The organism is Sinorhizobium sp. NFACC03, assembly GCF_900103435.1.
GTDB lineage: Bacteria > Pseudomonadota > Alphaproteobacteria > Rhizobiales > Rhizobiaceae > Ensifer.
The window spans coordinates 1-15,226 of the sequence record NZ_FMXF01000017.1; the positions used below are offsets into that span (position 1 = coordinate 1).

Annotated in this window: 11 protein-coding genes; 3 read left to right on the plus strand and 8 right to left on the minus strand. The window is 62.7% G+C overall.

The features are described 5' to 3' along the window. Window positions 1-327 (plus strand): transposase (locus tag BLU35_RS20355; protein ID WP_143032960.1); only part of this gene is annotated, 327 nt, incomplete at its 5' end. A 14-nt stretch (window positions 328-341) separates the two neighbouring features. On the opposite strand, the gene BLU35_RS20360 is transcribed toward BLU35_RS20355, so the two are convergent. From BLU35_RS20360 to BLU35_RS20375, 4 genes are all read right to left on the minus strand, one after another. After that, entirely contained in the window at window positions 342-1,301 is a 960-nt protein-coding gene (locus tag BLU35_RS20360) for a lysylphosphatidylglycerol synthase transmembrane domain-containing protein (RefSeq protein ID WP_093234288.1), read from the minus strand. Window positions 1,302-1,720: 419 nt separating this feature from the next. After that, a complete protein-coding gene (locus BLU35_RS20365) occupies window positions 1,721-3,112 on the minus strand; it encodes a M20/M25/M40 family metallo-hydrolase (protein WP_093234289.1) in 1,392 nt (463 codons plus the stop codon). 336 nt (window positions 3,113-3,448) lie between these two features. Further along, on the minus strand, window positions 3,449-3,892 hold the full coding sequence (locus tag BLU35_RS20370; protein ID WP_058326159.1) for a MarR family winged helix-turn-helix transcriptional regulator: 444 nt from the start codon (window positions 3,890-3,892) through the stop codon (window positions 3,449-3,451). A gap of 362 nt (window positions 3,893-4,254) precedes the next feature. After that, window positions 4,255-4,641 carry a hypothetical protein gene (locus BLU35_RS20375; protein ID WP_093234290.1) on the minus strand — a complete coding sequence of 129 codons (387 nt, stop codon included), beginning with the start codon at window positions 4,639-4,641 and terminating at the stop codon, window positions 4,255-4,257. 91 nt (window positions 4,642-4,732) lie between these two features. On the opposite strand from BLU35_RS20375, the gene polA reads away from it, so the two are divergent. Both polA and purU read left to right on the plus strand, forming a co-directional pair. After that, complete coding sequence (gene polA / locus BLU35_RS20380) at window positions 4,733-7,741, plus strand: DNA polymerase I (RefSeq protein ID WP_093234291.1); 3,009 nt, start codon at window positions 4,733-4,735, stop codon at window positions 7,739-7,741. 239 nt (window positions 7,742-7,980) lie between these two features. After that, complete coding sequence (gene purU / locus BLU35_RS20385) at window positions 7,981-8,835, plus strand: formyltetrahydrofolate deformylase (RefSeq protein ID WP_093234292.1); 855 nt, start codon at window positions 7,981-7,983, stop codon at window positions 8,833-8,835. Between the two features lie 52 nt (window positions 8,836-8,887). On the opposite strand, the gene BLU35_RS20390 is transcribed toward purU, so the two are convergent. The 4 genes from BLU35_RS20390 to BLU35_RS20405 form a co-directional block, all read right to left on the minus strand. Then, the gene (locus BLU35_RS20390; protein ID WP_093234293.1) at window positions 8,888-9,532 is read right to left on the minus strand and encodes a TetR family transcriptional regulator; all 645 of its coding nucleotides are present in this window, start codon (window positions 9,530-9,532) and stop codon (window positions 8,888-8,890) included. Window positions 9,533-9,593: 61 nt separating this feature from the next. Then, window positions 9,594-12,734, minus strand: coding sequence for a multidrug efflux RND transporter permease subunit (locus BLU35_RS20395; RefSeq protein ID WP_058324491.1), 3,141 nt, complete (start codon window positions 12,732-12,734; stop codon window positions 9,594-9,596). A gap of 9 nt (window positions 12,735-12,743) precedes the next feature. Then, window positions 12,744-13,952 carry an efflux RND transporter periplasmic adaptor subunit gene (locus BLU35_RS20400; protein WP_492376864.1) on the minus strand — a complete coding sequence of 403 codons (1,209 nt, stop codon included), beginning with the start codon at window positions 13,950-13,952 and terminating at the stop codon, window positions 12,744-12,746. A gap of 270 nt (window positions 13,953-14,222) precedes the next feature. Then, entirely contained in the window at window positions 14,223-15,224 is a 1,002-nt protein-coding gene (locus BLU35_RS20405) for an ABC transporter ATP-binding protein (protein ID WP_065372022.1), read from the minus strand. Window positions 15,225-15,226 lie beyond the last annotated feature (2 nt).

Sequence of the window (15,226 nt, forward strand, 5' to 3'; positions counted from 1 at the left end):
GCGCTTCTCATCGACATGCCCGAACTCGGTACACTCGACCAGGCCCAGGTCGCTTCCCTCGCCGGCCTCGCTCCGGTCGCTCGCCAGTCCGGACAGTGGATCGGCCGCGCCTTCATCCGCGGCGGCCGGGCCAATGTCCGACGAGCACTCTACATGCCCGCGCTCGTCGCCATCCGCTTCAATCCCGACCTCAAGGCCAAGTACGACCCGCTCAAGGCCGCCGGAAAAGCCTCAAAACTCGCCATTACCGCCGTCATGCGAAAGCTCATCATCATCGCAAACGCATTGCTCAGGGATGGCCGCATATGGGAACCAACCCGTACTTGACCAACACGGATACTCTAGGGAAGGTCGGTCCCTCCCGGGGGAGGGCGTTGTGCCAAGAAGCGGGCCCGCTCGAAAACGAGGATCACCACCAATGCCAGGACAAACGGGATGACCAGGTAGAGCAGGCGGAAGATCGCAAGGGCGGCGAGTACGTCGGCCGGGTCCATCTCCGGCAGCGCGGCGATGAAAATCAGCTCAAGCACGCCGAGCCCGCCCGGCGCATGCGACAGAAGTGCCGCCGAGAAGGAGGCGAGAAAGATTCCGAGGATGACGATGTAGCCCGGGTTTCCGGCTCCCGGCAGTGCGAAATAGATGATCCCGGCAGCGCCGATCAACTCCACGGGAGCGATCACCAATTGCCTGAAGACGATCCTCGGCTTCGGGTAGTGAAGGTGGAACCAGCGCGTGCGGAACGATGGCAGCCCGACGAGACTGCCGACGACATAGAGCCCGATGACGACGAGGATGAGCACGCCGGTCGTCAGCGACATTTCCACCGGCAGGAATTCGGCAAAGCGTTCGATGATGTCGGGCCGCACGAGAAGGACGATGGCCGAAAGCACCAGCGTGCCGAGCGTGAAGGTGAAGGAGCAGAAGGCGACGAGCACGCCGACTTCACCTGGAGAAAGCCCCTTGGAGCGATAGGCCCGGTAGCGCACGACCGCGCCGGAAAAGACCGAGGCACCGAGATTGTGCGACAGCGCGTAGGTCGTGAACGAGCAGAGCGTGATGAACCAGATCGAGATGCGGTGGCCGAGATGGTCGAGCGCCAGCCGGTCGTAAGCCGCAAGCGCCGCATAGGCGACCAGTGTCGAGCAGATCGCCAACAGCCAGCTTTTAAGCGAGATCGCGTTGAAGCTTGCGAGGAACTCGTCGAGCGAAAGGCCGCGGAGCTCGTGATAAAGCGCATTCACCGAAAAGAGGATCGCGAGAAGGCCGACAACGGGCCAGAAATAGGTCTGCAGCCTCTTCATACCGACGCCGCGATCGGTGTGAGGAAATGGCCGAGGCGTTCTGAGGACACTTCTGTTGCAGCTGCCGGAGTGGTTCTCCGAGCGGAGACATCCTGTTTTCTAAGCTGCTTTGTCGTAGCGTCACGCCCGCAGCGCGACGCTTCGGTCCTTACCCTTGCCAATGATCCGATTTCCCTTTGTGATTTGGTTCACAAAAAGGAAGCACCTGAGACCCCTGAGGTCAAGGATTGAGGGTCTGCCGAAACCGGAGAAACCGCCGGGAAACGGTGAAGGGGAAACGGTAAAGCGCGGACATCGCGTCGATCGTTTGGAAATGCGCGCGCGTCGGTTGATGCACTGCGCGTGAGGGCTGCGCGATTGGCGTGTGTGCAACCGCAGTCGAAGGCCGCGGCGAAGCACTTCGCCGCGGCTCTGATGCCTTAAGCGGCGAGCGCGTCCAGGATACGGATCCAGGAGCGGATGCCCTTGTGGTAGGACTGCAGCTCGTACTTCTCGTTCGGCGAATGGATCCGGTCGTCGGAAAGGCCGAAGCCGACCAGCAGCGATTCCATGCCGAGCATCTTCTGGAAGTCGCCGACGATCGGGATCGAGCCACCCATGCCGATGATGACGGCAGGCTTCGGCCACTCGTCGGAAAGCGCCACCTTCGCCGTGTTGAGCAGTGGCGATTCATAGGGCAGGTGGATGGCCGGAGAACCGCCGTGGGCATGGAACTCGACCGAGCAATCCGCCGGAACCTTGGAGCGGACATAGGCGCGGAACGCCTCGCGGATCTTCTCCGGGTTCTGGTTGCCGACGAGGCGGAAGGAAACCTTCGCCGAAGCCTCGGCCGCAATCACCGTCTTGAAGCCTTCGCCGGTATAGCCGCCGGTGATGCCGTTGACTTCGGCGGTCGGGCGCGCCCAGGTCAGTTCCAGCACCGAGCGGTTCTTTTCGCCCGACGGGATCGACAGGCCGATTTCGCCGAGGAACTTCTCCGCCGTCTGGCCGAGCGTTTCCCAGGCAGCCTTGATCTGGGCCGGGGTCTCTTCGACGCCTTCGTAGAAGCCTGGGAGCGTTACGCGGCTGTTCTCGTCGTGAAGGCCTGCGAGAATGGTGGTGAGGATGCGGATCGGGTTGGCTGCAGCGCCGCCAAAATAGCCGGAATGCAGATCGCGGTCGGCAGCCCTGACGATGACCTCTTCGCCGACGAGGCCGCGCAGGCCCGCGGAGATGGCCGGCGTATCGCGGTCCCACATGCTGGTATCGCAGACCAGCGCATAGTCGGCCTTGAGCTCGGCGGCATTGGCTTCCAGGAAAGGCTTCAGCGACGGTGAACCGGATTCCTCTTCGCCCTCGAACAGAATTGTGACGCGGCAGGGCAGGCCGCCATGGACGTCCTTGTAGGCGCGTACCGCTTCGACGAAGGTCAAGAGCTGCCCCTTGTCATCAGCCGTGCCGCGACCGGTGATCACCTTGCGGCCGGGTTCGATTTCCTTGATGCCCGGCTCGAACGGGTCCGTGTCCCAGAGATTGAGCGGATCGACCGGTTGGACGTCGTAGTGACCGTAGAACAGCACATGCGGCGCATCAGGCTTGGCAGCATCGTGATGAGCGACGACCATGGGATGGCCGGGGGTGTCGCGCACCGAAGCGGTGAAGCCGAGGCTGTTGAGTTCCGCCACCAGCCATTCGGCTGCCTTGCGGCATTCCGCCTTGAAGGCCGGGTCGGTGGAGATCGACTTTATCCGAACGAGATCGAACAGCCGGTCGAGGCTGTCAGGCAGGTTGGCGTCTGCGCGTTCGAGAACGGGGGTGATATCTGCCATCATGCATATCCTTGCTTCAAGTTTTGCCGGAACCTACTGCATCAATCGCCAAATCGAAATCGATTTGCGCACGAAATCACGCGGGGTCGTTCTACTGCATGTCTCCTTTAATCGACTTCGATTTAAGGACAAAGACATGCAGCAAATCAAAGTTCTGCAGCGACCTTTGCGCGTCTGATAAGACGCGCGGCGCTGTAGAGCGGCGGCGACTGACGAGCATTCGACGCTGCGCCTTCAGACACGCAAAGGCACTGGACGCGCTCGCTCTGGTTTTAGAGCCAAAGGTCATTCGCTTTAAGCCAAATATTTTGATGGATCGATCAGGGGAGGTGCGAAGCTTCAGGCGCGGCCGTCGCCACGTGCCACGCTGGCAAGCGCCATGCGCATATATTCGAGCATCAGCTCGCGCTCGAAATTCCTGAGGCCGGAAAGCAGCGACTGGTCGGCGGCAAGGGCTGCTTCCTTAGCGGCAGCCTCCATCTCCTTTGCCCGTTCGGTTAGGAAGATCTGCTGCGAGCGCTTGTCCTGAGGGTGCTTGCGCCTGATGATGAGCCCGTCGCGCTCCATGCGGGAGAGCGTGTTGGCCATCGTCGCTTGCTCGATGTCGAGGCGATCGAGCAGTTGCTTCTGCGTCAGGCCTTCCTCGGCCCAAAGTTCGAGCAGAATCGGAAACTGACCGGGTGCGAAACCAAGCTTCTGGCCGCGCTCGTGAAGCGCGCGCGAAAAGCTCTTAGCCAGCAGGCTGGCCAGATAGGTCGCAGATTCCATACGATTGAAGGCCATGCCTATCGGTACGCCCGAAGCGTCATGAAGACAAGTTACAATGCAGGCGATGAACCTTGGGAAGCGCTGAGCTCACTTCGATTTGAGCGGACTTTATCGAAAGCCTTGGTGCCAAATAAAAAACCGTCACGGCGCGGAGGCGGCGCCGTGACGGCTTCTTGAAAACGGGACAAAGGCCCGGAGAGGGGGATAAGGCCTTTGTCCTCATCTGGTGCGGGCGGGGGACAGGCCAATCACCAGAAGACGGCATCACTCGGTGCCGTTGACTAAGATTTGAGGAGTCAAATGTGGCTTTTCAAGGATAGCCGGTGCGATTCCGACATTACAAATGCGTAACGTTTGCGTGAAAGCTCACGCACCTCTCAGCGATCCGTCGAGGCCCGGTTTCGCAAGGCGAAAATGAGTTCCACAACGCCGATCGCCATTGCAACCATCATCGCCGTCTTTGCCATTTCGCCAGCTGTTTGATCTGGCGTGATCGATATGACGACAATGAAGGCAACGTTGAGTGCGGCGCGGGCTGCTGCATATTCCACCTTTTGCCAACGCGGCCAGGGAGCGCCGTCCGCGCGCTTGAAATGGGTATCGAGGCCCGCCATGGCGAGCAGATAGATGGGCGCAAAGACTGTCTTGATGATGACGAGGAATGTCGGATCGGCCGACAGGAGCCAGGAAATGAGGAAGCAAAAGACGGCAAAGCCTGAAAGAAGGAGATACTGTTGCAGGGCGTAACGCACGTCATGCGGCATGGCTGGCTTCCTCTGTGGCAAGTGGAGATTGTAGTGCCCGGCGGGAAAACCGCAATGGACCTTTGCCTCACCCCGCGCTATCCATTTGCCCATGAAAAACGGTGATCATCTCTTCCTCGTCGACGGCTCCGGATTCATCTTCCGGGCGTTCCATGCCATCCCGCCGCTCAACCGCAAATCCGATGGCCTCCCGGTCAATGCGGTATCGGGTTTCTGCAACATGTTGTGGAAGCTGCTCACCGATGCGCGCGACACCTCGGTCGGCGTCACGCCGACCCATTTCGCCGTCATCTTCGACTATTCCTCGAAGACGTTCCGCAACGCGCTCTACGATCAGTACAAGGCCAATCGGACGGCGCCGCCGGAAGACCTCATTCCGCAGTTCGGCCTGATCCGTCACGCGACCCGCGCCTTCAACCTGCCTTGCATCGAAAAGGAAGGCTACGAGGCGGACGATCTGATCGCCACCTATGCGCGCCTTGCCGAGGCGGCCGGCGCGGGTGTCACCATCGTCTCGTCCGACAAGGACCTGATGCAGCTCGTCACGTCGAACGTATCGATGTACGACAGCATGAAGGACAAGCAGATCTCGATCCCCGAGGTCATCGAAAAATGGGGCGTGCCGCCGGAGAAGATGATCGATCTCCAGGCGATGACCGGTGACTCCACCGACAACGTTCCCGGCATTCCCGGCATAGGCCCGAAGACGGCGGCCCAGCTGCTCGAGGAATACGGCGATCTTGAAACGCTGCTGGCGCGTGCCGGCGAGATCAAGCAGGCCAAGCGCCGCGAGAACATCATCGCCAATGCCGACCTCGCGCGCCTGTCGCGCCAGCTCGTGGAGCTCAAGACCGACACGCCGCTCGATGTCCCGCTGGAAGAGCTGAGCCTGGAGCCGCAGAACGGGCCTAAGCTGATCGCCTTCCTCAAGGCGATGGAATTCACCACCCTGACGCGTCGTGTCGCCGCGGCGACGGGCACGGACGCGGACGCCGTGGAAGCCGCAAGCGTGCCTGTGGAATGGGGCGCGGATGCGCGCGGCCCGGATCTCGACAAGGGAGACGCGGCGACGGCTGTCAGTGAAGGTTCCACCGCCAAGGCAGCGATCCGCGGTGAGGCCGCCGAAGCCGCCGCTGTCCTGTCACGTGCCGGCGAAACGGATGCGGCAGACGCCACGCCGCAGGCGCTGGCAGCGGCTCGAGCCGAAATCTTCGCGAAGGCACCGTTCGATCACAGCGCCTATGTCACGATCCGTGATGTCGCCGCTCTCGACCAGTGGATATCAGCCGCGCGCGATGCCGGCGTCGTCGGCTTCGACACGGAAACGAACTCGCTCGATGCCATGCAGGCCGATCTCGTCGGCTTCTCGCTGGCGATCGCCGACCATCGGGCGGACCCGACGGGCACCGCCATCCGGGCGGCCTACGTTCCGTTGATCCACAAGACCGGTGTCGGCGATCTCCTGGGGGGCGGGCTCGCCGAGAACCAGATCCCGGTCGGGGAGGCCCTCAGCCGGCTGAAGCGCCTGCTCGAGGACCCCTCCGTCCTCAAGGTCGCGCAGAACCTGAAATACGATTACCTCGTGATGAAGCGACACGGCATCACCGTGGAGAGTTTCGACGACACGATGCTGATGTCCTATGTCGTCGATGCCGGCAACGGCACCCACGGCATGGATGCGCTCTCCGAGCGTTGGCTGAACCACAAGCCGATCGCCTACAAGGATATCACCGGCTCCGGCAAGTCGTCGGTGACCTTCGACTTCGTCGATATCGACAGGGCGACGGCCTATGCCGCCGAGGATGCGGACGTCACGCTGAGACTCTGGCACATCCTGAAGGCGCGGCTGGCCGCCAAGGGGCTGACGCGGGTCTATGAACGGCTCGAGCGGCCGCTGGTCGCGGTGCTTGCGCGCATGGAAGATCGCGGCATTACCATTGATCGCCAGATCCTGTCGCGGCTTTCGGGCGAGCTCGCGCAAGGTGCGGCGGCTCTGGAGGACGAGATCTACAAGCTCGCTGGCGAAACCTTCACCATCGGTTCGCCGAAGCAGCTCGGCGACATCCTGTTCGGCAAGATGGGCTTTGCCGGCGGGTCGAAGACGAAGACCGGGCAATGGTCGACCTCGGCGCAGGTACTGGAAGATCTCGCCGCCGAGGGGCACGAGCTGCCGCGCAAGATCGTCGACTGGCGGCAGCTGACCAAGCTCAAATCCACCTACACCGATGCGCTTCCGGGCTTCGTCCACCCGGAGACAAAGCGTGTTCACACGTCTTACGCGCTGGCCGCCACCACGACCGGTCGCCTGTCGTCGTCCGATCCGAACCTGCAGAACATCCCGGTGCGCACCGCCGAAGGCCGCAAGATCCGCACTGCCTTTGTCGCGACGCCCGGCCACAAGCTCGTCTCGGCCGACTACAGCCAGATCGAACTGCGCGTGCTCGCCCATGTCGCCGACATTCCGCAGCTTCGCCAGGCCTTCGCCGACGGCGTCGACATTCATGCGATGACGGCCTCGGAAATGTTCGGCGTTCCGGTCGAGGGCATGCCGGGCGAGATCCGCCGCCGCGCCAAGGCGATCAACTTCGGCATCATCTACGGCATCTCGGCCTTCGGGCTCGCCAACCAGCTGTCGATCGAACGCTCCGAGGCCGGCGACTACATCAAGCGCTATTTCGAGCGCTTCCCGGGCATTCGCGATTACATGGAAGGCACCAAGGTGTTCGCCCGCGAGCACGGTTACGTCGAGACCATCTTCGGTCGCCGGGCACATTATCCGGATATCCGCTCGTCGATCCCGTCGCATCGCGCCTTCAACGAACGCGCCGCGATCAACGCGCCGATCCAGGGCTCGGCCGCCGATATCATCCGCCGCGCCATGGCGAAGATGGAGCCGGCGCTGGCCGAGGCGAAACTCTCGGCCCGCATGTTGCTGCAGGTGCACGACGAACTGATCTTCGAGGTTGAGGACGCCGAGGTGGAAAAGACCATTCCGATCGTCGTCTCGGTGATGGAGAACGCCGCCATGCCGGCGCTCGACATGAAGGTGCCGCTCAAGGTCGATGCGCGCGCCGCGACCAACTGGGACGAGGCGCACTAATCCGAGCGGCCCTGTGCCTGGTTTTCTGATGGAATTCCCTCAGAAAACCTCAAAAGTCATATGCGATGAATCTTGCAGCGCCCGGGGGCATTTAATGCCCTCGGGCGTCTTTCCATCAGGATGATAGAAAGCGTCGGCCGTCGCAGCCGGAACGATTGCCGGCGCGTTCAACTCCCCATAGGCAGCGGTTGGGAGGGGGCTCGAGGCCTCATCCGGAACCGCCGCAATCGGAGGAGATCATGGCGCCGAAGACCTTCATTCTTGTGCTTTCCTGCGACGACAAACCCGGCATCGTCGCGGCCGTCACCACCGAGCTTGCCGCGCTCGGCGCGAACATCGCCGAAAGCAACCAGTTCTGGGACACAAAGACCAACAGCTTTTTCATGCGCATCGCATTTCAGGTTGCGGCGAGCGTTCAGGCTGGTGATGTCGAGCGGGCCTTGCGCCCGGCCGTCGAGCGTTTCCAGATGCGGACCGTTCTCGCGGACGCCACAGTGAAGCCGAAGATCCTCATCCTCGTCTCCAGGTTCGATCATGCGCTCCTGCATCTCATCTACCAGATCCGTGTCGGCTGGCTGAACGCGGAGGTCGTTGCCATTGTCTCCAACCACGAGGACAGCCGAGGCACGGCCGAGGCCGAGGGGCTCGCCTACCACTGTTGGCCGGTATCGAAGGACAACAAGGCCGAACAGGAGGAGAGGCTGTTGCGCCTGGTCCAGGAGACCGGCGCCGATCTCGTCATCCTTGCCCGCTACATGCAGGTCTTTTCGGACAATCTGTCGAAGCGCCTCTACGGCAAGGCGATCAACATCCACCATTCCTTCCTGCCGAGCTTCAAGGGCGCCAAGCCCTATCATCAGGCGCATGAGCGCGGGGTGAAGCTGATCGGCGCGACGGCGCATTACGTCACGCCCGATCTCGACGAGGGTCCGATCATCGAGCAGGAAACCGAGCGCGTCAGCCATGCGCTGACGGCCGAGGACTTCGTCGCCACCGGCCGCGACATCGAAAGCCGCGTGCTTGCCCGGGCCGTCAAGCTGCACCTGGAGCGGCGCTTGATGCTCAACGGTCACAAGACGGTGGTGTTCAGCTAATAGGGTCCGAAAGCATCTGAGCCGGTACCCGCACGGGCGCCGGCTAAGGCTGTTACGGGCGTGCGGCAACGGCCGTCGCGGTGACGGCCGGCGCGCGGAAGCTCGCGAAGAGCCGGCTTAGGCCTTCGCGTCCCTCGGCCGTCAGATCGAAGGGACGGCCGAAAAGCAGCCATTCCGTACAGAGCCCGAGCATCATCCAGTGCAGCGTCCGCGTCGCCGAGGCCGGCGTCCAGCTCTCGTGCATCTGCCCCTTGGCGAGCGCTCGCGAAAAGGCGAGCTCAAGCAGAACGTTGTGGCGCTCGTCGAGTTCTTTCTGGCGGGTCAGGACCTCGCTCATGTCGCCGTCGTAATTGGTGCGCAGCATGATCGTCAGAATGCGCTGGCGCTGCTCGTCGGCGGCGAGAACATCGAGCCAGTCGCCCATGGCGCTTTCGAGAATGGAAAGGGTATCGGCGGCTTCCGCCTCGATCTCGCGGGCGACCATGTCTTCCTGCGGCAGGGGCACGGCGTCGTGCAGTGCGAGGAACAGGTCGGTCTTGTTGGCAAAGTGCCAGTAGATGGCACCGCGCGTCACGCCGGCGGCCTTGGCGATTTCTTCCAGCGTCGTGTTCGAGACGCCCTTTTCGTAGAAGACGCGCTCGGCGGCGCACAGGATTTTCTGTCGGGTTACTTCTGCGTCGGCTTTTGTTCGGCGCATTCATTCCTCCTCATCAGACGGCCCGCCGACAGTGGTGTTCAGCGGGCCGTCTGTTGTCGTTTTACTCGGCGGGCGTCGGGTTTTCTGCGGCTGCCGGTGTGTTTTCCACTTTCTTTCGACCGAAGAGCTTCGTGACGAACACGAAGAAGACCGGAACGAAGAAGATGGCGAGCACCGTTGCCGAGATCATCCCGCCCATGACGCCGGTGCCGATGGCGCGCTGGCTGCCGGAGCTCGCACCCGTGGCGATCGCCAGCGGCAGAACGCCGAGCGTGAAGGCCAGCGACGTCATCAGGATCGGCCGGAAGCGAAGATGTGCCGCCTCCAGCGTCGCGTCGATCAGCGACTTGCCCTGCTCGCGCAGTTCCTTGGCAAACTCGATGATCAGGATCGCGTTCTTGGCTGACAGACCGATGATCGCAATCAGGCCCACCTTGAAGTACACGTCGTTCGGCATGTCGCGCATCATCACGGCGAGCACGGAACCGATGACGCCGAGCGGCACCACCATGATCACCGCCACCGGGATTGACCAGCTCTCGTAGAGTGCGGCCAGGCACAGGAACACCAGAAGGCAGGACAGCGCGATCAGGAGCGGCGCCTGGGTGCCGGACTGGATTTCCTGCAGGGACTGCCCTGTCCACTCGTAACCGAAGCCTGCAGGCAATTGTCCCGCCAACCGTTGCATCTCTGCGATCGCGTCACCCGAGGAGTAGCCGTGGGCGGCTTCACCGCTGATACGGACCGACGGGTAGCCGTTATAGCCGATCGTCTGGGTCGAGGCCTTGACCCATTCCACGGTCGCGAAGGCCGACAGCGGCACCATGCCGCCATTGGCGTTGCGGACGTTCAGGTTCAGGAGGTCGGCGGTCTGCATGCGCTGACCTTCATCCGCCTGCACCGTCACGCGCTGCATGCGCCCGGCATTGGGGAAGTCGTTGACGTAGGACGAGCCGAGGTTTGTCGAGATCGTCGAGTTGATGTCGGCGAAGGTCACACCGAAGGTGTTGGCCTTCTCGCGGTCGATGGTGACGCTGACCTGGGCCGCATCCGGCATGCCCTCGAAGCGGACGCCGGCAAGCACCTTGCTTTCGGCTGCCATGCCGAGAAGCTGGTCACGGGCCTGCGACAGTGCCGCCTGGCCGAGACCGCCGCGGTCCTGCAGGCGGAACGAGAAGCCGCCCGTGGTGCCGAGGCCCTGGATCGCCGGCGGCGACAGCGCGAAGCTGATCGCGTCCTTGATCTGGCTCATCGCCATCGTCGCGCGCATCGCGATCGACTGTGCGGCGTTGTTGGCGTCGCGCTCCTTCCAGTCCTTGAGCGTCACGAAGGCAAGCGCCGCGTTCTGGCCGGTACCGAAGAAGGAGAAGCCGTTGATCGCGATGATGCGTTCGACGGCGGGCTCCTGGCCGAAGATCTTCTCGGCCTGCTCCACCACCTCGGTCGTGCGGTTGCCGGTCGCTTCCGACGGCAGCTGCATCATGACGATCACGAAGCCCTGGTCTTCGTCCGGCAGGAACGACGACGGCAGCTTCATGAACAGCCAGCCGAGGCCGGCGAGCACCGCGACATAGACGATCATGTAGCGGCCGGTCCGGTGGACCAGGCGCTTCACGATGCCGCTATAGCCGTGCGAGGTCTTGTCGAAGCTGCGGTTGAACCAGCCGAAGAAGCCGCGCTTGGCGTGGTGATGGCCCTTCGGCACCTGCTTCAGGAAGCTCGCGCAGAGCGCCGGTGTCAGCGACAAGGCGAGAAGCGCCGAGAACAGGATCGAGACGACCATCGTCAGCGAGAATTGGCGATAGATCACGCCGACGGCGCCCGGGAAGAAGGCCATCGGAATGAACACGGAGGCGAGAACCAGCGTGATGCCGATGACGGCGCCGGTGATCTGCTTCATCGCCTTGCGGGTCGCTTCCTTCGGCGTCAGCCCTTCCTCGGACATGATGCGCTCGACGTTTTCGACGACGATGATCGCATCGTCGACGAGAATGCCGATCGCCAGCACCATGCCGAACATGGTCAGAACGTTGATCGAGAAGCCCATCGCCAGCATGACGGCGCAGGTGCCGAGCAGCGCGACCGGCACGACGAGCGTCGGGATGATGGTGTAGCGGATGTTCTGCAGGAACAGGAACATCACGATGAACACCAGCGCGACCGCCTCGACCAGCGTCGAAAGCACCTTCTCGATCGAGACGGCGACGAAGGGCGAAGTGTCGTAGGGGACCGAGTATTCGAGGCCCTGCGGGAAGAACTTCGCCAGTTCGTCCATGCGTTCCTTGATGGCCGCCGAGGTCGACATGGCATTGCCGCTCGGCGACAGCTGGACGGCGATAGCCGCCGACGGCTTGCCGTTGAGCCGCGTCGAGAAAGCATAGCTTTCGCCGCCGATTTCGATACGGGCGACGTCGCGCAGGCGAACGGACGAACCATCCGGATTGGCGCGAAGCACGATCGCGCCGAACTCTTCGGCGCTTTCCAGCTGGCCCTTGACGACAACGGGCGCGCTGATCTGCTGGCTGATCGGGTTCGGTTGTGCGCCGATCGAACCGGAGGCAATCTGGGCGTTCTGCGCCGTGATCGCGTTCGTCACGTCCGCCGCGGTCAGGTTCAGACCCAGCATCTTGTCCGGGTCGAGCCAGACGCGCATCGAACGTTCGGTGGCAAAAAGCTGTGCTCGGCCGACGCCGGGCACACGCTGGATTTCGCTCAGAACGTTGCGGCTGAGATAATCGCCGAGGCCGATGGCATCCATCGAGCCGTCGGTCGAGGTCAGGGCCACGATCATCAGGAAGCCGGAACCGGCTTCATCGACCTGAACGCCCTGGCGCTTGACCGAATCGGGCAGGCGCGGCTCGACGCGGCGAACGCGGTTCTGAATGTCGACCGCTGCCTGTCCCGGATCGGTGCCGGGTGCGAAAGTGGCGCTGATTTCGACCGAACCGGAGGCGCTGGAGGTCGATTCGAAATAGAGCAGGCCTTCGACGCCGTTCAACTCGTCTTCGATCAGTCGCGTAACGCTCTGATAGGTGTCCTGCGACGAGGCACCAGGGTAGCTCGTGTTGATGGAGATCTGTGGCGGGGCGACGTCAGGATATTGCGATACCGGCAGAAGCGGGATCGCAATGACGCCGGCGACCATGATGAAGATCGCCACCACCCAGGCAAAAATAGGCCTGTCGATGAAAAAACTGGGCATCAATCAAACTCACTTTGTAGCTTCGGCAGGCTTTTCGTCGGCAGAGGCCGTCGTCTGGGCTGCTTCTGCCGCAGGCTTGGCATCCGGGTTCCAGTCCGTCGGCTCGACCGGGGCGCCGGGACCGATCTTCTGGAAGCCTTCGACGATGACCTTCTCGCCGGCCTTGAGGCCGGAGGTCACCTGCCAGCGGGTGCCGATGGTGCGGCCGAGCGTCACATTGCGGAACTCGACCTTGTTGTCTGCGGCAACGACGTAGACCTGCGATTGGCCGGCATTGTTGCGCTGGACGGCCTGCTGCGGGACGGTGATCGCATCCTTCTCGACGCCCTGCTGGACGAGCACGCGCACATACATGCCGGGAAGCAGGTCGTTTTCGGGGTTCGGGAATTCGCCACGCAGCGTCACCTGGCCGGTCGTCGCATCGACGGCCGCTTCGGAGAACAGCAGCTTGCCTTTGTGTTCGTAGGCCGTGCCGTCGTCGAGCACGAGCTGGACTTCGGCTTCTTCGTCGCCGCTCAGCATCTTGCCGTCCTCGAGCGCCTTGCGCAGGCGGATGAGGTCGGTCGCCGACTGGGTGAAGTCGGCATAGAGCGGGTCGAGCTGCTGGATCGTCGCGAGATTTTCCGAGCTGTTGGTGCTGACGAGCGCGCCTTCGGTGATCATCGCGCGACCGATGCGGCCGCTGATCGGTGCCGTCACGTCGGCATATTGCAGGTCGAGTTTCGCTGCCGCGAGGCCGGCCTCGGCGATCGCAACATCGGCGTCGGCGGTCGCGAGCAGGGCCGCCGCATCTTCCAACTGTTGCGCGGCGACGACGTTCGCCTTCTTCAACTGTTCCTGGCGATCGGCCTTCTGCTGGGCCTGCAGGCGCACGGACTGGGCGCGCCGAAGCGTTGCTTCGGCCTTTTCGACCTGCACGCGGAAGGGCGCCGGATCGATGCGGTAGAGCACGTCGCCTTCATTGACCTTGGAACCCTGCTGGAAGACGCGCTCGACGACGATGCCGGAAACGCGCGGGCGGACCTCGGCGACGCGTGTCGCGGTAATGCGGCCGGGGAGCTCGTTGGTGATCGGCAGCGTTTCGGTCTTGGTCGTGAAGACCGCGACCGCGGACGGTGGGAATGCGGCGGCGGCCGGCTGCTCGTCCTCTTTCTGGCAACCGGAAAGAAGAATCACAGTTGCCAAGGCGGCGGCCAGTGTCGGTCGGTTCATGCGCATAGCGATGTCCATATTCGGTGACCGCAGGCAACGGCTGCATCTCGCAAGGTGCCCGTGCGGTCCGGAAGTGAAGGGGAGCGGAACCGGTATCAGGTTCGGCAAATACCGGAAAGCTAATATACAAACACAAATGTATGTTAATTCGCTTTGCAGTGCAACAGCGTGATGCGGTGCGTAGAATCAAAAAATAATTCGGTCGCCACAGGGATTTAGTCCCTGTGGCGACTGGTTTTCACGCAGCTGTGATGGGGCGTCGGCCCCAAAATGGGGTCAGGCGAGAACGCGATCGTCGTCGCCGAAACGGTGCATGCTGCCCACCATCGGTGTCGCATAGACGATATCGTCAGGTGCATAGCGATGCTCGCCGAAGAGGCGGACGGTGATCAGGCCCACCTGCTCGGAATCGATGTAGACGATGGTGTCGGCGCCGAGATGTTCGACGTGCACCACCTTGCCCTTCCAGTCGCCGCTCTCGCGCGAAAGCGCCATGTGCTCGGGGCGAATGCCGATCGTCTTGGCGCTGATATCGCCGAGCCGCGCGCCCTCGATGAAGTTCATCTGCGGCGAGCCGATGAAGCCGGCGACGAAGACGTTTGCCGGCCGGTTGTAGAGGTCCATCGGCGAGCCGATCTGTTCGATCTGGCCGGCGTTCAAGACGACGATCTTGTCGGCGAGCGTCATCGCCTCCACCTGGTCGTGGGTCACGTAGATCATCGTCGCCTTCAGGCTGCGGTGCAGCCGGGCGATCTCGAGCCGGGTGTTGACGCGCAGCGCCGCATCGAGGTTGGAGAGCGGCTCGTCGAACAGAAAGAGCTTCGGTTCGCGCACGATCGCACGGCCGATCGCCACACGCTGACGCTGGCCGCCGGAGAGTTCGGCCGGGCGCCGGGCAAGATAGGGATCGAGCGACAGCATGCTCGCCGCCTTGCCGACCTTGTCGTCGATCTCTGCTTTCGGCTTGCCGGCCTGCTTGAGGCCAAGACCCATATTGTCTTTCACCGTCAGGTGCGGATAGAGCGCGTAGGACTGGAACACCATGGCGATGCCGCGCTTGGCGGGCGCCACGTGACCGACCTCGGTGCCGTCGATCTGCACGCTGCCGGAGGTCGCGTCTTCGAGGCCGGCGATGGTGCGCAGCAAGGTCGACTTGCCGCAGCCGGAAGGGCCGACGAAGATGACGAACTCGCCGTCCTTCACCTCGAGGTCGATGCCTTTCAGCACCTCATGGCTGCCATAGGCCTTGCGGATGGATTTGAGTTGAAGCGATCCCACCT

Coding starts and splice junctions, on each gene's coding strand:
- BLU35_RS20360 (WP_093234288.1), bottom strand. CDS start 1,301: ATGAAGAGGCTGCAGACCTATTTCTGGCCCGTTGTCGGCCTTCTCGCG.
- BLU35_RS20365 (WP_093234289.1), bottom strand. CDS start 3,112: ATGATGGCAGATATCACCCCCGTTCTCGAACGCGCAGACGCCAACCTG.
- BLU35_RS20370 (WP_058326159.1), bottom strand. CDS start 3,892: ATGGCCTTCAATCGTATGGAATCTGCGACCTATCTGGCCAGCCTGCTG.
- BLU35_RS20375 (WP_093234290.1), bottom strand. CDS start 4,641: ATGCCGCATGACGTGCGTTACGCCCTGCAACAGTATCTCCTTCTTTCA.
- polA (WP_093234291.1), top strand. CDS start 4,733: ATGAAAAACGGTGATCATCTCTTCCTCGTCGACGGCTCCGGATTCATC.
- purU (WP_093234292.1), top strand. CDS start 7,981: ATGGCGCCGAAGACCTTCATTCTTGTGCTTTCCTGCGACGACAAACCC.
- BLU35_RS20390 (WP_093234293.1), bottom strand. CDS start 9,532: ATGCGCCGAACAAAAGCCGACGCAGAAGTAACCCGACAGAAAATCCTG.
- BLU35_RS20395 (WP_058324491.1), bottom strand. CDS start 12,734: ATGCCCAGTTTTTTCATCGACAGGCCTATTTTTGCCTGGGTGGTGGCG.
- BLU35_RS20400 (WP_492376864.1), bottom strand. CDS start 13,952: ATGCGCATGAACCGACCGACACTGGCCGCCGCCTTGGCAACTGTGATT.